We start from the raw sequence: 17629 nt of genomic DNA, 5'->3' as shown, positions 1-17629 counted from the left end.
AGAACAATGACCCTCGCCCAAACGCTCCGTGGCTATCTGGAAGAATCCGGTGAAACCAAGCGCGCCCTTTCGCTACGTGCCGGACTGAACCCGAAAGCAGTCGCCGACATCCTGAACATAGCTGGGCTCCGGCCACGCCACGCAACCCTGCGGGCTCTCTCTGACGCAACCGGCCTCGACCTTTTCAGCTGCGAGGCGAGTCCGCGCTGCTCGTATGCGGACCTGATCGCATCCACCCGCGAGAGGGAAAACGGCGGCCTCGTCTCCAAGTTGAGATGGCTTTGCCGCAATGCGGGCTGGTCACCGGAGCTGCAATCGGTCTGCAAGCAGGACGTGATCGATTTCTTCGACCGGCATACAGCCGCGAGCTTCAATTTGTCAGCCGGAAGCTATGCCACCTATCGATCCGCGCTGATCAAGGCGGTCGGCGACATGCAGCCGCGCACGCGCGGCCGCCGCATCGATGATATCGGCGGGATCTACGCCGACGTGCACCAGGCGATCACCAGCGGCAGTTTCCCGGAGTCTGTCAGGCTCGCCTCCGGCTCCTTCCTTCTCTTCCTGCACGACGAAGACGTGGCCCCCGGCGAAATCACCACCGAGACCTTCGCCGCCTACTTCAATCACCGCGTGGCCAACTCGGCCAAGAGCGAGGCCAAGTGCGAGAAGCATGTCCGAGAGATGGCCGGCCTCATGAAGCGTTTGGCAACGGAGCCGGATTTCGACCGTTTCGGCTTCACGCTTGCCGACCACCCCTTCTCGGATCGCCGCGAGAGGTTCGGCGTTTCGGACGCGGCCATCGCGACGGTGATGGAGGAGTTTGACCGACGGGTGGCGCCATGGGCGCAAGGCCAGAGGTCCCGCGACGGCCTCGAGCGCGCAGCGTTCATCGCAATGCTCGATGATACGGACAGGACGACCACCGTCTCGGACAAGAAGGCACGTCTGCGCGCGAAGCGCGAGGCGAAGTCCGCCCGACCGGGGCAGCAGGCCAAGCCCGTAGCGAACAGCCAGTCTGAGCGCTTGCGGCAGGCGGGCTTCCTGATCGGCAAGGATCGGTGGAGCGACCGGACGCTGTGCACGCGTCGCGGCTATGTCGTCTCGCTCGCAAAAGCGGTCGCAGCTACGGCCGACGTCGTGCCCGAGACCATCGAAGAACTGACCGACCCCGAGTTCCTCGAAGCCGCGTCGGAAGCGCTGGAGGAGGCGAACAAGGGGGAATTCCCCAGTGGATACGTGGCAGGCGTGCTTAAATGCGCCCGCAAGATCGCACGCGATTTCCAGTGCCGCTCACCCGAGGATCTGAGAGAGATCGACGACCTCGTAGCGCTGCACAGGGCGGACCATGCAGGCATCGCGCCGCGCAACAAGGCCAAGCTGCGGAGGTTCAACGACCAGCGCATCCAGAAGACGATCGACCTGAGTGCCAACATTCTGGCGGATGTGAACCTGACCATCGATCGGAAACGAAAGGCCCATCGCAAGGCGCATGGGCATCTGCCGAAGCCGATCGAAGTCATTGATCCTGAACTGGGCCGAGACATCATGTCGGCGCTGGCGCATGACATCCTACTCGCACGGGCCCCACGCAGCGAAAACGTGCTACAGGCGCGGCTCGACTGGATTGCCTGGCAAGACGGTCGAGCGCGGATCGTTATCCCGGCCGTCCAGGTCAAGATGCGCAGCAACGGCGACGCCGATCTGGTGGTCCAACTGGGTGATGCCACCAGCCGCCTGCTCAGGAAGTATCTCGATGTCGTTCGGCCGGCCCTGCTCGACCCGTCGGCGCAGCAGAACCCGTATCTTTTCCCGGCTCAGGGCAAGACCCTGCACGGCTATTACAGCTCCCTTCTCAAGCGCGTCACCCGTCTTCTGCACCGCAAGGTCGGGGTGCAGATCAACCCGCACCTCTATCGTCATCTTATCGGATGGGTCTGGCTCAGGGAGAGCCTCGACAACCTGCCGAAGGTGCAACGCCTGCTGGGCCATAAGAGGCTGCAGACTACGATCGACCACTACGCCGAGCTCGATGACAGTCTCGTCTCCGCAGAGTGGCTGAAAACCCTGGACCGCAAGTCGGCGGCCTGAGCGCGCAGCTGGCGCCCCGACAAGGAACACATCATGAATAACCACCTGAAACTGCTGTCAGAGTTCAGATCTGCGGCCCCCGAAACTCCTGCACCCTCGCGTGTTCGGCTGACGCGTCATCTGGAGACGCGCATCACGGCCGTCGGCGACGCCGCATTCGCGGAGTTCGCCTACCTCCACAAATGCGCTGCCGAGATCTGGGGCGCTGAGAGAACGGCGCATTTTGCCGGCATCCTCCGGCAGATGCGGGTCACGGCGAAGGCACCGCGCAAGTCATCATGGACGAAGGCGGAAGCACTGGCCGCACGGCTGCCCACGGCATGGCGGCCGAGTATCCTGAACCGGATCAGGGCGTCGAAGTCGGGACGACGCACCAAGGGGTGTCCCCTATGGAGCGCCGACCACACCAAGAACGTCGCCTGGGCCCTCATTCGATGGACAGAGCACTGCCGGTCCCGTGGACTTGACCTGCTGCCCACCGGGACAACCCTCGACGCCTACGCCCAAGACGTGGCGCACCATGCGACCGACCGAACCGCGGCCGACTATATCGGCCGCGTCCTTTCAGGGCTCTCAGTGGTTGCACCGGCCTTCAATTCCTTGGCTTGCGAATTCGTGGTCGCCGACTGGGAGGAGCGCGCAGCAGCGCAAGGGGCCACGACGAAGACCGGTGCCCAGCTTGTCGGGGCATCGCGGATCTACGACCTCGGCTTCGCGATCATGGCGAAGGCCAGAGCCCGGGAGCTTCGTGGCATCCGTGCGGCGAAGGAGTTCCGCAACGGGGTGCTTCTGGCGATGGCGGCCGCCCTGCCCCAGAGAGGCCGTGCGCTCTCATCACTGAAATTTGGGCGAACCCTGGAACTGACCGACGGGTCGGCGATCCATATCCGGATACCGGCACACATGTTGAAGCTGCCGGAGGATCGAAAGTCCGGCGAGCCGTTCGAGCGCACCCTCTCGAGCGAAAAGCTCGCGGCGGCCCTGCGCGAGTATCGGGCGGCCTATCGTCCCCTCTTCGATGAGGGCAACAACCTGTTTCCGTCCATGCTGGCCCGCAATACGGCGATCAGCGAGGCACAGATTGGTCGCCTGGTGGGCAACCTGACTGAGGAAGCGTTCGGCGTGCGCGTCTCGATCCACCGGGTGCGCGACAACGTGGCAACCGAGGCCAGCGAGCGACTGGCGCGCGGCGCCCATGCGTCTTCGGCTCTTCTGGGCCATCGGGGTCTCGGCACCACCCAACGTCATTACGACCGCTCCACGGGGCTTGCCGCTGCGCAGGAATTTCTACAACTCGTCGACAGCCAGCGCCGGTCCTCGACCGACTTGGCGCTGTAATCCGCTCGCAGGAGAACCCGCCGATCAGCGCTCCTCGCTGCGATTTCCTCAATTTCCGAAGCGTGTTGAAAACGGCTGGCATTCACCCGCACGGGGTGAAGTTGAGGCATTTTCAACAATTTCTGCCCATCTCCGGATCTTCCGTAACACGGGAGATGCAGAAGACGCTAAGCCAACATTGCCCTCGGTTCAGGCTTTAGTAACCGCACACCCGCCCCCAACCCTATGCCTCCCACGCTTCCGTGACATTACGCCGAGGCAGCCAACTCATCGCCGCCACCCTATCAAACAAAGTTCTTCTCGATCCTGGTCTGCCCCCACTGAAGTGCTCCGCCTACTGAGATAGATTTATCTCGCCAGAAGGAGGACGAAGCGATGGGTGGAAAGCGCGAGAAGCCCGAGGACATCGTGCTGAAGCTACGGCAGATCGAGGTGCTGCATGGGCAAGGCATGCCGGTCGCCGATGCGGTGCGCCAGGTCGGGATCACACAGCAGAGCTACTACAGGTGGCGGCGACAATGCGGTGGTATGAACCGTAGCCAGCTGAAGCGGCTGGAGGAGCTCGAGAAGGAGAACCAGCGCCTGCGCCAGGCGGTCTCCGATCTGACGCTCGACAAGCTCATCCTGGCCGAGGCGGCGCGGGGAAACTTCTTCTCTATTCGGGGGTCATGGGTCAACTCCGCAGTCTGAGCCTGCATGTCGGTGAAGATAAGGTCGGACCTGCGGAGCTTGTGCTTCTCTCCGAGGTCGGCGTTTTGCCGCCTCATGATGGGATCAGAGGAAGTGGGCGGAGCCATCTGAGCCGCGCGATCAGTCGGGCTGTCGCTCGAGTTTCCACGGTCTCGCCCTCTCCCTTCGTCCCCGCAGGGACCCCCTCCGACCGGAGGAGCTCGGTGATTGTTCGGCGATCTCTCCTTTCGGGTCCTTTAAGCCGTTTGCCCAGCACTCCAGCGGAACTGCGTGCCGTCTCTCCACATGCGGTGGAGAACGATGGCCAGCTTGCGGGCCACGGCGACGATCGCCTTTTGGACGCCCCGGCGTCGCGCAACGCCCATCCCCCAAGCCTTGAGGGAACTCCAGCGACCGCGCGGGCTGGTCAAAAGCACGAGCGCGGCTTCGTAGAGGGCCGTGCGCATCATGGCATCGCCACATCGCGAAACCCGGCCAGTCCTGCTGACCTCACCCGACTGGTAAAGGCGTGGCGTCAGACCATAATGCGCACCCACACACTTCGAGCGACCGAAGCGAGCCGGGTTATCGACACAGGTGCGGTAGGTGAGCGCTACCACCGGGCCGACGCCTGGTGCCGTCATCAGAAGGCGGCATACGGGATCGACGCGGACCGCCTCGAGGAGCAGCTTGTGCAATCTGGCAAGCTGCGTTCGTAAGGCATCGCGGGCCAGAAGCAGCGGGATGACGACGGCCGCAATCGCGGAGTGGTCCTCGACGAGTTCGCGAACCCGGGCATCGAAGCGTGCCGTGCCGACGGTGCCAACCTTCAGGCCGAAGGTGCGCAATTGCCCGCGTAGATCGTTCTCAATGTCATAGGCCTTGCGCTGTAACAGCTTGCGCGAGATCAGCAGCAACCTTCTTTGCTGACTGGCTGGTGTCTTGACGTGGACGGCCTTGAACAGGCCTACGCGCATCATCTGCGCAATGCCCTGGGCATCGTTGCGATCGGTCTTGTTGATCCGGGCGGACAGAGCCGCGTGCATGTGGCGCGTCTCGACAAGGATCGCCGGAAGATCGGCTTCGACCAGCCCCGCGTAGAACCAAGACGAGAGCGGCCCTGCTTCAAGGCCGATCCTGCCAAAATCGATACCGAGGCCCTGAAGGTGCTCGCTGATCACGACAGGATGGCTTTCGACAGAGGCAAAGTGAACGACCTCGCCTCGGAGGTCGACGACGCAGATGGCGGTCTCCTTCACGGAGACATCGAGGCCGACGAAGTGCTGCTGGGACATGAGTTCGCTCCTGATTGCAGATCGAGCCCCATCATGCCGTCGGTCGGCCGGCGTAACGCGACCCGAATACCCCATCTGAGCCCTTCGCGCCGCCGCCAGTGCATCGACCATGTGCGGCAGGAACTGGGCGTGTCCGAGCGCCGCGCCTGCCGCACACTCGGCCAGCACCGCTCCACGCAGAGAAAGGTGCCACGCGGCCGGCCGGACGAAGCGCGCCTGACGGCGGACATCATCGAGCTGGCGCGCCAGTATGGCCGCTACGGCTACCGCTCCGTCACCGCGCTGCTGAACCAGTCCGGCTGGCGGGTAAACCTCAAGCGGGTCGAGCGCATTTGGCGGCGCGAGGGGCTGAAAGTCCCGCAGAAGCAGAAGAAGCGAAGTCGGCTCTGGCTGAACGACGGCTCGTGCGTCCGTCTGCGACCGGAGCGATCGAACCACGTCTGGTCCTACGACTTCGTCCAGGACCGGACACATGACGGCCGGGCTTACCGCATCCTCAACAACGAGCCATTGACCGCCATTGGTCCGAGGACAATGGCGAGTGACGAGTTCACGAAGGAGGCACTGATGATCCGTGTCGACAGGAAGCTCAACTCCACCGACGTGGTGGACGCCCTGACGGACCTGTTCATCCTGCGCGGGCCGCCCGAATTCATTCGCTCCGACAATGGGCCCGAATTCGTGGCCGCGAAGGTGCGGGACTGGGTCGAGGCCGTCGGTGCCAGGACCGCCTTCATCGAACCGGGCTCACCATGGGAGAACGGCTACTGCGAGAGCTTCAATGCCCGCTTCCGCAGCGAGCTGCTCGACGGAGAGATCTTCTACACGCTGCGCGAGGCCCAGATCCTGATCGAGCGATGGCGGAAGCACTACAACACTGTCCGGCCCCACAGCGCCTTGGGATACCGCCCACCGACGCCGGAAAGCGTCGTGCCCGTCGACCGGAGATCGACCATGCACTAACAATTAACCTGGAGCACTCAGACGGGGCAGCTCAGTTCCATCTCTCGCCTACCCAGACGGGCTGAATGAAATGGATGAGAGATGACTGTGTATTGCACGACCAACACACCGACCCACCCCATTCTCATGGCTCGTCAGGGATTTGGAACATCACCCCCGAGAAACATTGTTTCCCGGGGGTGATCACCTTTAGCAGCTATGTGGACCGTTCAGTGGTTAGGAACGATGGGGATCTTACTCTCGTTCAGACTCTTGAGAACCTGACTAAAATCACGATCCAAGAGAAAAGAGGGCCCGACAAGCTCCCGCTCTACCTCGCGCGCGAGCTGAAAGGTATTCGCGACCAATGTCAAAAAACTATTCCATTTTTTACTCTTGTCGAAGATCTTCCGAGTTCCATCTGGAGACATAAGAGCTTCCGCTTGCGAACGATTGACAGCAAGTTGGTTGAGAAAGGCGCTGATCCCAGATAGTATTGCCAAGTCCCTCGCGACATGGCGCATGATCGAATTCGAAGGGCAATGGAACACCACGCTGGCAATATCGTAGCTGCTGATTGTTAGATCCTTTTTGCTATCTGCACTAAGGCTCTTCAGCAACCGTATAGCCATTTTCGCACCGCCGTAGGTGTCCTTTCCCTTTTTGTCGATGTGATGCCGGAACAGAAAAGGGTAGTTATGGTGGCGTTCTTTCGTATCCTTGTTTATGACGCCGACACCGCGAAAAATCTCATTCTGGTATCTTTGATAGTCGACACTGTCGAACCAATGGGATGGAACGACATCCACCTTACGCCGGAAGCCACCTTCCGAAAGCTGGATTGATTTGGCATTAGACCTGTCTACTTTTGCCCCCCAGAAGTGAGTGGTCAGCTCCTCCTCCGACGCGGTTCTCATTGCGAGAACCTCATCCGCAATGGTGCCTGGACGTGTAGAAACCACATAGTTGCAAGCGCTGGGGCCAGAACCCGCGAACGTGATGGTTTCTCCATGGATCTCCAGGAGATCTACATCGCTCGCCCCGCGAATATGCGTATTCATGGGCACGGAGCCTTGTAGCCGAAACCGAGGCCGGTAGCCGTGTTTCAAAAGCCGTTCGGTCAAGGCATTCTCGACCTTTTGCGCCTCCTCAATCGAAATCTCCGTCGAACGGAAATCCACCTCTTGCATCGCACCCAAGGCATATCTCGTAGCTTGGTTGTTCGTGCGCCGGTCATATTCCTCTACGAAGCCTCGGTTCACAAGGGGAACGTTGGAGGCGTCCATTCGGCGCGACTTCAGGCGCTTCAGTCGATCCTCAATGCTATATTCCATTATTCTGCCACCTTGGTAAGCACCATCTTCCCGTGGGTCATGCGTCCGCCGCCGTTGAAGTAGTTGCCGCTTGCAGACTTGAGATCTGCGTCGAATAGAAAGTCGCAGTGCCCGAGGTGCGAAATGAGCTCCTTCTGCCCCGCATCCGGTTTATTTTCATAGCTATATATCAATCGATACCCTGCTCGCCCCTCATTCACTACGGCTGCGGAAATGCTCTTCGATGAACTCTGCTCAGTCCGAAGGTGAACTGTGATTTTCTCGTAGCATTGTGTGATATCGATCACGCCGCTCCAGTCGTATTTCGGGTTGTCCTCTGGATCATAAGACTGCCCAACAACCTTCCAACTACCTTCAAAGTCAGGCACGCCTACAAGGCCCCTTAGTCGCACCACCCTCCAAATATACTTATTAAAGATCAGAAAAAGCACACTAAATATGAAGGAGCCAGTAAGCGGCCAGAGGATGAGGTCAGGCACCTCGACTTGTTGGTTGGATAGGTATGTCGCCGTTAGGCCAGCAAGAGTAGCAAAGACGCCTGAGACGGCGCCTGCAACAGCGGCGATGAACATTCCAATTCTCGCGCGACTATGGCCCACAACGGAATATTCATGGTCTGCCATACCTATCTTCCTTATCATGGCCGCCGCGTCGCACTGTTCTACAGCGCGCCCATACCAAAGATAGATTCCACCCCTACGAAACGGAAGATCTTGCGGTAAGAAACTTTTTCCGCACCAACTGTGGTGGCGCGGGACTGCCATCTGTTCTCAAACTTTCGCCAAAGGGGCGTGCCGTGGTAAGGCCTTGACCGGTATAGAATGCGCCTCAGATCAAGCTCCTTTCTGGGGGTTCTGACCAGGCAAACTGGTCCGAGCTGGATGCGATTGTTGCATGGAGCCCATCTCCTACAACATCTGACCCGGACCCGAGCGAAACAATCAACTTCAATACAGGCAGGTCTCCTGCTTTTCGACGCTCTTCTGGACGAGAGCGCCGACAAAGCACGGAGACCACCTGAAAGAGAGCCAGGTGAGGATTCAGATACGCACACAAGAAGGAAGGAGGCGCCTGCACTTGTCACCCGAGGCATCCAGCTGAGGGCTCAACGGGAGAACATCGTGTTCGATATTCCCACGGCCTCGACGGCCCTTCACCAATTCATCGAAACTAATAACGAGGCACTGCAGAATGCGGCCCTCCTGCTGGGCGGCCGTCCCTGGCTCCGCCGGGTCCAGGCGCTGATTGACGAACTTCGGTTCGACGCGTCGTTCAGCAACAAGCTTCGGCGCGAAGTCCTCGCACTATACGAGCTGCTTACTCTGGAGCATGTGCACGACATGGAGCGCCCGGAAGCTGCCTACTTCGCCATGCTCGATCCTTCGGCGCCTTACGTCGAAGATATCTGCCTGTTGGTTGAGGGGTTGGAGCATGCCCTCCAAGACGCTGGATCGGCGGAGGAAATGCCGTGTCCCGCCCGGTTCGAGGAATGCCGCAATGGATGACCTCACCATGCCGACAGACCCCCTCCAGGCAGCGATATTTAGAGCGCTCGGCGCTGGAGATGGAGCCCTACTCATGCTCGATGAAGCTGACGAATGCGAGGCTCTGGATGCGGAGCAGTCGCGGCAGGCTCATGGCCTACGATCAAGAATCGAGAATGGGCTACTCATCGTCACATGTGACATCACCGCTGTTCGGGGCCTCGCGGCGAGCCTCGAAGATAGTATCAAGCGAGCGACCTCGACCTACTTCGTTCATGATGAATGCGATATGTCTGGAGGGCATGAAGAGGAGGTTGTCACGAACGACGGCTTCACCCTGATCGCACTGCGAGCTCGCCTGAATGATCTGGCCCACTGCCTCGGCGAAGTGAAGAACTTGCTTCGAGCTGAAGAACTGGTCGCTGAACTCAGGTCGTAGTCACTGGCCTTGCTCGTCTCGCCCGAGTGCGAGGCGAGCTCGAAGACCATTTGAGCTCCCGAGCTTATTGGGTCCGAGCGGCAGCTGGCGGGGAGACAGCGAGGATTTGTCGCTTCTCCCGGTAACATCCAATGAACCATGTGCCCCGCACAAAACCCTTGCCAAGATGGTCACAACCGCAACACAGTTACTGCTACACGCGGAGTCTGGCCGCGCCCAAAGGCAACTTTCTTACATTTTCGATAGGTTAATGGTCTTTTCTGCCTCAATCGCCGGAGACAGGATGGCCAGTGATAGTCCTGGAACCCCGCAAGGCGGCATATTCTTGACCTGCGATCGCCTCACATTGCTACAAGCGTGCTACATAGCTCGCGGAACAAAACTAAGCACTTGAAATATAATGAATAAAATAACGTCTCACCGATCCATCATCGGCGCCACGCTCAGGCGCGCTGCCCGGATGACCTCAGAGGTATCTGATTTCACGTGGCTTTCCATATCGCTTGCTCGTGGTGTTTCGCCGAATTCGCGCGGATTCAGGCTGGTTTCCGCGCGAGTGCCACATGATGTAGCACCGAAAGCGGCGTGTAGCACTTTTTTGCCCCCGCGTGCCAGTCGTTCGCCGCTCCGGCGGATATCCCTTTCCATTCCCCCGCTTCGAGCATGCTGCTTCGCCACGCGCTGCTCCGTGCTGCGGCGATTCAAACAAAACCCGCCCCCGGAATGTCGGTCGGACCCAATCTCCCGGGCACCGCAAGTAGAGACCGAATTGCGCGCGTGTTCGATGCCGGTTTCCGCGTCTACGGCGCCTGCAAGGCATGACGCCAGCTGGAGCGGGAAGGCTTCGACGTGGCGCGATGCACGGGTGGCGCGACTGATGAAGTCGATGGGGCTACGGGGCGCCTTTCGCGTCAGGCCGATCAGGACGACCCGGTCGGACAAGGCCACCCCTTGCCCGCGCGACAAGGTGACCCGCCGGTTCCCTGCGCCGGCGTCCAACCGGCTATGGGTAAGCGATGTCACCTGTGTCGCGACCTGGCAGGGCTTCGTTTCGTTCGGGCCATGCCCTGGAACCGATGGCGGGCAGGCCCTTAGCTTTTGTCATCGGCGCCTATGCCAAGCGGATCGTCGGCTGGCGCATGAGCCGCACGACCCATACGAGCTTCGTCCTCGATCCTTTGGAGCAGGCGGCCCAACAGCGCCGGGCTGATCCACAAGGCACGAGGCGCTTCATGGGGCCAATCAGAACGCGACGCGGTCAGGGCCTTTGAGCTGAAGCATCTCGCGCGCCTCGTCAGGCGTTGCCGGGGCGAGCGACAGGCTCTCCAGCATTTCCTTGGCCTTACTCACCTGCTGCGCGTTGGATTCCGCCAGCATTTTCGGCCCGATCCACAACGAATCCTCCAGGCCGACCCGAACGTTGCCGCCAAGAGTCGCGGCCTGCGCGGCGATGCGCATCTGGTTTGACCCCGCCCCCAGCACCGACCAGCAATAATCGTCACCAAAGAGCCGGTTCGCGGTACGCCGCATATGCATCACGTCCTCGGGGTGCGGTCCGATACCGCCCAAAAGGCCGAAGACGCTCTGCACGAAGAGCGGGCCTTTGGCGATGCCACGGTCCACGAAGTGTTTCAGGTTGTAGAGGTGACTGATGTCATAGCATTCGAACTCGAAGCGGGTGCCGTTGGCATTGCCGAGTTCAAGGATGGTCTCGATGTCGCTGAAGGTGTTCTTGAACACCAGATCCCGGCTGTTCTCGAGATGCTGGCGCTCCCAATCATGCGCGAATTCCTTGAAGCGGTCGAGCATCGGGTAAAGGCCGAAATTCATCGACCCCATGTTGAGCGACGCCAGCTCGGGCTGGAAGGTCAGCGCCGGTTGCATGCGCTCTTCCACGGTCATGTGCGGGCTGCCGCCCGTGGTGATGTTGATGACCGCGCCGGTCGCCTGCTTGATCCGCGACAGGAACGGCTCGAAGGCGCGCGGGTCCTGTGTCGGGCGGCCGGTCTCGGGATCGCGCGCGTGCAGGTGCAGCACCGAGGCACCGGCCTCGGCAGCCGCGATCGACGCCTCGATGATTTCCTCGGCCGTCACCGGCAGATGTTTCGACATCGACGGGGTGTGAATCGCGCCGGTCACGGCGCAGGTGATGATGACCTTGTTCTTCGCGGGCATGGTGTCCTCCCTTTTGCCTGTCAGTCTTGGTCGCTGGCGTGCTGCAGATGCGCGGTCAGCGCCATCAGCCTGCGATCGCGCCGGTCGCAACGTGCCTCGTGCGCATCGATCGGATCGGCGCTGCGCAACTGGTCCACCAGCCTGTCGATGACCTCCGCCGTCCAGGGCTGCGCATCACGCGCTTCGTCGAGACGGCGGTAGATCGGCCCATAGCGCCGGGCATAATCGCCAGCGCCATTTGGTGCGTTGAGATCGATCGTCTCGAACGGGCCCATGAAGGCCCAGCGGCGACCGAGTCCGTCACGCATCGTGCGGTCGATGTCGGCAGCCGAAGCGACGCCATCGCGCAACAGGCGCAGCGCCTCGTTGAGCAGCGCCCCCTGCAACCGGTTAAGGACGAAGCCCTCGACCTCCCGGCGCACGAGGATCGGCGACTGCCCCACCTGTTCCATCAGGGCCATGGTGCGGTCGACGATCCCGGCGGCAGTGTCGGGAGACGGTGCGACCTCCACCAGCGGGATCAGCGAGGGCGGATTGACCGGGTGCGCCACGATGGCCCGGGACCGGTCCTGCATCTGCCCGTTGAACTTCGAGGCGACGATGCCCGAGGTCGACGAGGCGAGGATCGTGTCCGGGCCGGTCCTGGCCTCCAGCTCGGCAAAGAGACGGCTCTTGAGCTCCGCGTCCTCGGGGCCGCACTCCTGCACGTAGCTGGCCGTTTCCACCGCCTCGCCGAGATCTCCCGCGCAGCGGATGCGTGAAAGAACCGCAGCGGGATCACCGACGAGACCGGCGTCCCGGAGATCTTCGAGCGTCGCCCGGATTCGCTCCCGGCTTGCCGCGAGGCTCGCGGCGTCGATGTCGGTGATCGTCACGTCCAGCCCCGCCCGCGCGAAGACGGTGGCCCACGCCCGACCGATCAGACCGGCACCGACGATGGCGATGCGTTCTGGTTTGGGCATGAGCTACAGCGACTCCACGTTGCCGCAGACGCTGATCGCCTGACCCGTGATGCTGCGCCCGCCGGGTGCGCAGAGAAACAGCGCCGTTGCGGCGATTTCATCGGGATCGACCATCCGCCGCAGCGATATCTTCTCCAGGTTGCGCCGCTCCATTTCCTGGTAGCTGATGCCCAGCGCGTCCGCGCGATCGCGAATGACCCCCTCGATCCGAGCTCCGCGCACGATGCCCGGCAGTATAGCGTTGACCCGAACGCCATCCGGCCCCAGCTCGGCGGCGAGGCTCTTGGTCAGGCCGACCACCGCCCATTTGCTGGCCGCGTAAGGCGTGCGGTAGGCGAAGGCCAGGCGACCGGCCACCGAGGCCAGGTTGATCATCGCGCCCTGGCTCTCGCGCAGATGCGGCATGGCGTGATGGGCAATGTGGTATTGGCCGTTCAGGTTGATATCGATGGTCTGCTTCCAGGCATCGGAATCGATCTGGTCGATCGCAGCCGTCGGCCCGGCAATGCCGGCATTGTTCACCACGACGTCCAGACCACCCATGGCCTCGGCCGCCCCGGAGACGAACGCGCCAGCGGCGTCGTGGTCTCGTACGTCGCACAGGCTGCGGCCTTCGGCGTAGCTGGCCCCATCCAGGGCTTTGCCGTCGATGTCGCAGATATGGACGCGGGCCCCCGCCTCCGCGAAGGCCTCGCCGATGCAACGGCCGATGCCGTTCGCCCCGGCGGTAATGATGACCCGAAGGCCCGATCTGGGTCTCAGACTGTCCACGCAATTCATGCTCAATTCCTCCCCGTTTTTGTGTTCGTGTTGTCCAGAATGCCGTCGAGATCGCGGGCAGCCTCGCGAATGTCGCGCGCCACCGCTTCGCGGGCCGCGTCGGCATCGTGGTCGCGCAGGGCGCGGAGCGCCGCTTCATGGCAATCCATTGATTGGTCGAGATGCCCGGCCTTCCCGATCGCCAGTCGCACCAGCGGACCGGTCCTGAGCCAGAGCCGTTCGATGATTCCCAGCAGCGTCGGGCGCTGGGCCGACTGGTAGATCAGCGAATGGAAACGCCAGTTGTTCTCGAGATAGAGATCAGCATCCCTGGCCTCGACCGCCCGGCGCATGAGATCGAAGGCGTTGGCAACCAGACGCATCTGGGCCGGGCGGATCAGCTCGGCGGCCATCTCGGCCGCCATCCCCTCGAGCTTGATCCGGATGTCGCGGATCTCGGCCAGCTCCGCGGAGCTGATCATCGGCACGCGGTAGACGCGGTTGCCACCATGGATCTCGAGACCGCCCTCGGTCTCGAGCTGCCGCAGCGCCTCGCGGATCGGGGTCGTGCTGATTCCCAACGTCGCCGCGAGCTGGCGCAGGCTCAGCTCTTCGCCGGGGCGCAGCGAGCCGCTCATCAAAACCCGCCGGAACTCGGCATAGACCTGCGCCTGCGTCGTCGTTCCCTCTTCGAGGGCGATCGGCCTGAACGGCGAACGGGACGCGCTCTCATCAGGGGTGCTGGCGAAAAATTCTTGCAAAGTGTGATCTCACTTTTCGGACTTCACCATGGAGGCTTGCACGCAAATCGGCACAAATCCAGCCCTGATATCGTCGAAAGGCGTATTGACAGCAAAGCGGACTGTTACCTAACGTCCAAAAGTGAGATCACGGTTTGATGCGCTCGGAGGAGGCCGGTCGAACCGGATGAAGCAAAGACCCATGGGGTCGGGAGGAGAACCGAGAATGCGCTACAAGATTTTCGCCCTTGCAGGCAGCACGGCCCTGGCGCTCGCCAGTGGCGTTCAGGCACAGCAGACCCATGTCGGCGAGACGGGTTGCGACCCCGATCAGGCCGAGCGGGTCTTCGATGTCAGCCTGCCGCTTGGTGCCAAGTCCCAGCAGGGTATCGGCGTCCTGAAATTCGGCGAGGAACTCGCGGCAACCTCGAACTGCCGGTTGCTGATCCGTCCGCATTACGACAACGCGCTGGGCGCCGAGCGCGAGGTGGTCGAAGGCATGAGCTTCGGCATCATCGACGCCGGTATCACCTCGACGGGCCCGATGGGCGGCTTCGTCGACAGCTTCATGCTGTTCGATCTGCCTTACGTGTTCACCGGCTACGAGCACGCCCACGGGTTTCTGGACAGCGAGCATGGCCAGAAGCTGGCCGACGAACTCAAGGCGAATGCCAACGTCAAGATCCTGGCCTGGATGGAGAACGGCTTCCGTCACAACACGAACAATGTTCGCCCGCTCAATTCCCCCGCTGACCTGGAGGGGATCGATCACCGCACGCAGGAGAGCCGGGTGCAGGTCGAGACCTGGGATGCGCTCGGAGTCAACCCGTCGCCGATGGCCTGGACCGAAGTGTTCACGGCGCTGCAGCAGGGCGTGATGGACAGTCAGGAGAACCCGCTGGCCACGATCTACGACGTCAAATTCTACGATGTGCAGGACTATCTGAACATCACGCAGCACGTCTATTCGCCAGCTCCCCTCATGATGAGCGGCAGCCTGTTCGACAGTCTTTCCGAGGATGACCAGCAGCTGCTGCTCGATGCGGCGCAGGTGGCGCTGCCGGTTCAGCGCCAGGCCTCCCAGGACCTCGAAGCCAAATACATGACGGAGCTCGAGAAACTGGGCATGACCGTGACCAAGCCCGACCTCGCGCCGTTCCGCGAGAAGGTGCAGCCGGTCATCCAGAAGTGGACCCCGACGGTCGGCGAGGAGCTCGTCAAAGCAGCCCAGTCCTTCCAGAACTGAGCCCTCTCACTGCCACTCCGAGCGCATCCGCGCTCGGAGTCCCTTCCCGTTTCCGAGGCCCATTTCATGAAGACCGTCCTCAACGCCCTGATCGGGACGATCGATACGATCAACCGATGGACCGGCTGGCTCCTTGCGGCCTTGCTGCTCGTCATGACGGTGCTGATCACCTGGCAGGTTTTCGCGCGCTTCGTGATGGGCAGCCCGCTCACCTTCTCCGAGGAGGTTGCGCGCTTTGCCATGATCTGGATGACCATGCTCGGCGCCGCGTATGCGTACCGCCATGGCACGCTGATCTCGGTCGACGTGTTCACCGACATCGCCGGCCCGCGCGCCACGCGGATCCTGAAGGTGGTGATCGCGATCATCTCCTTCGTCTTCGCCTACGTGCTTCTGACCGAGGGCTTCTCGATCACACTCAGAGTGGCCGGACAGACCGCCCCCAGCACACGGGTGTCCATGGCCTGGCTCTATGCGGCCATGCCGGCAGGCGCTGCCTTGATCGCGCTCAACGCGGTTGCCGTGGCATTGGACGCCCTGCGCGCGCCGCTGGCCCCGCGCCCGTCGCTGAAGGAGGCTGACGCATGACCGCCCTGCTGTTCGGAACCCTCATGATCTTCCTTGTCATCGGCGTCCCGGTGACCTTCGCCCTCGGCCTCGCGGCCGTCGCCACGATCTGGCAGGGCGACCTGATGCCCCTGCTGATCGTCCCCCAGGAGATGATCCGCGCGACAAATTCGTTCCCGCTGCTAGCGATCCCCTTCTTCATCCTGGCCGGCTTTCTCATGCAGCAGGGCGGCATCTCGCGCCGTCTCGTCGACCTGTCCAACGCGCTGGTCGGCCAGATGACCGGCGGTCTTGCGATGGTGGCCATCGTTACCTCGCTGTTCTTCGCGGCCATCTCCGGCTCTGGCACGGCAACGACCGCCGCTGTCGGTTCGATCCTGATCCCGGCAATGGTCGCCAAGGGATATGACCGGCCATACGCCGCCTCGAACCAGGCCGCTTCGGGCGCTCTGGGCGTGATCATACCGCCCAGCATCCCGCTCATTCTTTACGCGGTCGCCGCGAACCAGTCGGTGGGCGACATGTTCATCGCCGGCATCATGCCGGGCATCGTCGTGACCATATCCCTGCTGATCTACGCCTATTTCTACGCGCGCAGCCATCCGCATGTGCAGACCGAAACGGTCGGCCGTGGCGACCTGCTGCTGGCGCTGCGACGTGGCCTGCTGGCGATCCTGATGCCGATCCTCGTGCTGGGCGGGATCTATGGCGGGGTCTTCACCCCGACCGAAGCCGCCGTCGTCGCCGTGGTCTACGCCTTCGTGGTCGGCGTGATCGTGTATCGCGAGCTGGGCGTGACCGAACTTCCGAAGATCTTCAGGGATTCTGCCATCACCTCGGCGGTCGTGCTCAGCATCATCGCGGCGGCGGGGCTCTACGGGCGGGTCATCCTGTCACTGCAGATCCCGCTGAGGCTCTCCGAGTTCACCATCGGGACGATCGAGAGCTGGGTGGTGTTCATCGTTCTGGTGAACCTGTTGCTGCTCGTCGTGGGCATGTTCCTCGAAGCGGCGGCCGCGATCCTGATCTTCACGCCGATCCTGCTTCCGATCGCGATCAAGTTCGGTTTCGATCCGATCCACTTCGGCATCATCATGGTGGTCAATCTCGCCATGGGGATGTTCACGCCACCAGTGGGCCTCAACCTCTTCGTCGCCTCGCAGATCTCGGGATCGAACGTCACGCAGATGACCCGGCGCATCCTGCCCTTCGTGGTGATCGTCTTCGTGAACGTGCTGATCCTGAGTTTCGCGCCAATCTTCTCGATGGGCTTCCTCAAGTGAGGACGCCCCGATCCACCCCCATTTGTCTCCAGGAAAGCCGCGACGCACCCTAAGCCCATGTTTTCCCGGCCATACCTGCCTCAAACGTTCCAGCCCATCATGGGCGCGACGGAGAGGCGGGCGGCTTGGGTCACTTGGGCCCTTCCGGTGTTCGACAGCGAACTTCGGGCCATCGCGGCGAGACCTGCGTTTTCTGCCATGGGGCGGACATCAAGGGCAGCGTTGTAGCGCCGACGCCGCCGGGCGCATCGCCGATGGTCCCGGCGAGACCATCGACGAAACGTCTCAGAGCCGACCGGCCAAGCCTC

14 protein-coding genes and 3 pseudogenes are annotated in these 17629 nt (G+C 61.9%); 10 read left to right on the top strand and 7 right to left on the bottom strand.

From position 1 onward, the window contains the following. Nucleotides 1–6 precede the first annotated feature (6 nt). The 3 genes and pseudogenes from LOKHON_RS15045 to LOKHON_RS15035 all read left to right on the top strand — a co-directional run. Complete coding sequence (locus tag LOKHON_RS15045; protein ID WP_017927511.1) at nt 7–2088, top strand: site-specific integrase; 2082 nt, start codon at nt 7–9, stop codon at nt 2086–2088. Between the two features lie 33 nt (nt 2089–2121). Further along, on the top strand, nt 2122–3426 hold the full coding sequence (locus LOKHON_RS15040) for a site-specific integrase (protein WP_017927510.1): 1305 nt from the start codon (nt 2122–2124) through the stop codon (nt 3424–3426). Nucleotides 3427–3801: 375 nt separating this feature from the next. Continuing rightward, a pseudogene (locus tag LOKHON_RS15035) lies at nt 3802–4083 on the top strand (transposase); the annotation flags it as partial. Nucleotides 4084–4352: 269 nt separating this feature from the next. Here LOKHON_RS15035 and LOKHON_RS15030 read toward each other — a convergent pair. Beyond that, on the bottom strand, nt 4353–5390 hold the full coding sequence (locus LOKHON_RS15030; RefSeq protein ID WP_017927508.1) for an IS110 family RNA-guided transposase: 1038 nt from the start codon (nt 5388–5390) through the stop codon (nt 4353–4355). Between the two features lie 57 nt (nt 5391–5447). On the opposite strand from LOKHON_RS15030, the pseudogene LOKHON_RS15025 reads away from it, so the two are divergent. Continuing rightward, a pseudogene (locus LOKHON_RS15025) lies at nt 5448–6353 on the top strand (IS3 family transposase); the annotation flags it as partial. Nucleotides 6354–6562: 209 nt separating this feature from the next. On the opposite strand, the gene LOKHON_RS15020 reads toward LOKHON_RS15025, so the two are convergent. Together LOKHON_RS15020 and LOKHON_RS15015 are read right to left on the bottom strand one after the other, a co-directional pair. Beyond that, the gene (locus LOKHON_RS15020; RefSeq protein ID WP_017927506.1) at nt 6563–7666 is read right to left on the bottom strand and encodes a nucleotidyltransferase-like protein; all 1104 of its coding nucleotides are present in this window, start codon (nt 7664–7666) and stop codon (nt 6563–6565) included. Further along, on the bottom strand, nt 7666–8289 hold the full coding sequence (locus tag LOKHON_RS15015) for a Cap15 family cyclic dinucleotide receptor domain-containing protein (protein WP_017927505.1): 624 nt from the start codon (nt 8287–8289) through the stop codon (nt 7666–7668). The genes LOKHON_RS15020 and LOKHON_RS15015 overlap by 1 nt, the downstream gene beginning before the upstream one ends. Nucleotides 8290–8787: 498 nt before the next feature. Between LOKHON_RS15015 and LOKHON_RS15010 the strand changes: the two genes are divergently transcribed. From LOKHON_RS15010 to LOKHON_RS16535, 3 genes and pseudogenes are all read left to right on the top strand, one after another. Then, on the top strand, nt 8788–9171 hold the full coding sequence (locus LOKHON_RS15010; protein ID WP_017927504.1) for a hypothetical protein: 384 nt from the start codon (nt 8788–8790) through the stop codon (nt 9169–9171). Continuing rightward, nucleotides 9164–9589: a hypothetical protein gene (locus LOKHON_RS15005; protein WP_017927503.1), complete on the top strand. Its 426-nt coding sequence runs from the start codon at nt 9164–9166 to the stop codon at nt 9587–9589. Before LOKHON_RS15010 ends, LOKHON_RS15005 begins: the two co-directional genes overlap by 8 nt. A 759-nt stretch (nt 9590–10348) precedes the next feature. After that, a pseudogene (locus LOKHON_RS16535) lies at nt 10349–10800 on the top strand (IS3 family transposase); the annotation flags it as partial. Between the two features lie 31 nt (nt 10801–10831). On the opposite strand, the gene kce reads toward LOKHON_RS16535, so the two are convergent. From kce to LOKHON_RS14985, 4 genes are read right to left on the bottom strand one after another with little or no spacing between them, the layout of a single operon-like run. Continuing rightward, nucleotides 10832–11764 carry a 3,5-dioxohexanoate:acetyl-CoA acetone transferase gene (kce, locus tag LOKHON_RS15000; protein WP_017927502.1) on the bottom strand — a complete coding sequence of 311 codons (933 nt, stop codon included), beginning with the start codon at nt 11762–11764 and terminating at the stop codon, nt 10832–10834. 20 nt (nt 11765–11784) lie between these two features. Continuing rightward, a complete protein-coding gene (locus LOKHON_RS14995) occupies nt 11785–12726 on the bottom strand; it encodes a 3-hydroxyacyl-CoA dehydrogenase (RefSeq protein WP_017927501.1) in 942 nt (313 codons plus the stop codon). A gap of 3 nt (nt 12727–12729) precedes the next feature. Beyond that, the gene (locus LOKHON_RS14990) at nt 12730–13506 is read right to left on the bottom strand and encodes an SDR family oxidoreductase (RefSeq protein WP_017927500.1); all 777 of its coding nucleotides are present in this window, start codon (nt 13504–13506) and stop codon (nt 12730–12732) included. Nucleotides 13507–13508: 2 nt separating this feature from the next. Then, nucleotides 13509–14246 carry a GntR family transcriptional regulator gene (locus LOKHON_RS14985; RefSeq protein WP_017927499.1) on the bottom strand — a complete coding sequence of 246 codons (738 nt, stop codon included), beginning with the start codon at nt 14244–14246 and terminating at the stop codon, nt 13509–13511. 205 nt (nt 14247–14451) lie between these two features. Between LOKHON_RS14985 and LOKHON_RS14980 the strand changes: the two genes are divergently transcribed. The 3 genes from LOKHON_RS14980 (at nt 14452) to LOKHON_RS14970 (ending at nt 17321) form a co-directional block, all read left to right on the top strand. Next, nucleotides 14452–15471, top strand: a complete 1020-nt coding sequence (locus LOKHON_RS14980; RefSeq protein WP_017927498.1) for a DctP family TRAP transporter solute-binding subunit — start codon at nt 14452–14454, stop codon at nt 15469–15471. A 66-nt stretch (nt 15472–15537) separates the two neighbouring features. After that, a complete protein-coding gene (locus tag LOKHON_RS14975; RefSeq protein WP_017927497.1) occupies nt 15538–16059 on the top strand; it encodes a TRAP transporter small permease in 522 nt (173 codons plus the stop codon). Continuing rightward, the gene (locus LOKHON_RS14970; protein ID WP_017927496.1) at nt 16056–17321 is read left to right on the top strand and encodes a TRAP transporter large permease; all 1266 of its coding nucleotides are present in this window, start codon (nt 16056–16058) and stop codon (nt 17319–17321) included. Before LOKHON_RS14975 ends, LOKHON_RS14970 begins: the two co-directional genes overlap by 4 nt. Nucleotides 17322–17629 lie beyond the last annotated feature (308 nt).

The organism is Limimaricola hongkongensis DSM 17492 (assembly GCF_000600975.2).
GTDB lineage: Bacteria > Pseudomonadota > Alphaproteobacteria > Rhodobacterales > Rhodobacteraceae > Limimaricola > Limimaricola hongkongensis.
This window is presented reverse-complemented; position numbering and strand designations above follow the sequence as displayed.

Bases quoted from the DNA above. Each gene is read 5' to 3' on its own strand.
- LOKHON_RS15045 (WP_017927511.1), top strand. From the start codon at position 7: ATGACCCTCGCCCAAACGCTCCGTGGCTATCTGGAAGAATCCGGTGAA.
- LOKHON_RS15040 (WP_017927510.1), top strand. From the start codon at position 2,122: ATGAATAACCACCTGAAACTGCTGTCAGAGTTCAGATCTGCGGCCCCC.
- LOKHON_RS15030 (WP_017927508.1), bottom strand. From the start codon at position 5,390: ATGTCCCAGCAGCACTTCGTCGGCCTCGATGTCTCCGTGAAGGAGACC.
- LOKHON_RS15020 (WP_017927506.1), bottom strand. From the start codon at position 7,666: ATGGAATATAGCATTGAGGATCGACTGAAGCGCCTGAAGTCGCGCCGA.
- LOKHON_RS15015 (WP_017927505.1), bottom strand. From the start codon at position 8,289: ATGGCAGACCATGAATATTCCGTTGTGGGCCATAGTCGCGCGAGAATT.
- LOKHON_RS15005 (WP_017927503.1), top strand. From the start codon at position 9,164: ATGGATGACCTCACCATGCCGACAGACCCCCTCCAGGCAGCGATATTT.
- kce (WP_017927502.1), bottom strand. From the start codon at position 11,764: ATGCCCGCGAAGAACAAGGTCATCATCACCTGCGCCGTGACCGGCGCG.
- LOKHON_RS14995 (WP_017927501.1), bottom strand. From the start codon at position 12,726: ATGCCCAAACCAGAACGCATCGCCATCGTCGGTGCCGGTCTGATCGGT.
- LOKHON_RS14990 (WP_017927500.1), bottom strand. From the start codon at position 13,506: ATGAATTGCGTGGACAGTCTGAGACCCAGATCGGGCCTTCGGGTCATC.
- LOKHON_RS14980 (WP_017927498.1), top strand. From the start codon at position 14,452: ATGCGCTACAAGATTTTCGCCCTTGCAGGCAGCACGGCCCTGGCGCTC.
- LOKHON_RS14975 (WP_017927497.1), top strand. From the start codon at position 15,538: ATGAAGACCGTCCTCAACGCCCTGATCGGGACGATCGATACGATCAAC.
- LOKHON_RS14970 (WP_017927496.1), top strand. From the start codon at position 16,056: ATGACCGCCCTGCTGTTCGGAACCCTCATGATCTTCCTTGTCATCGGC.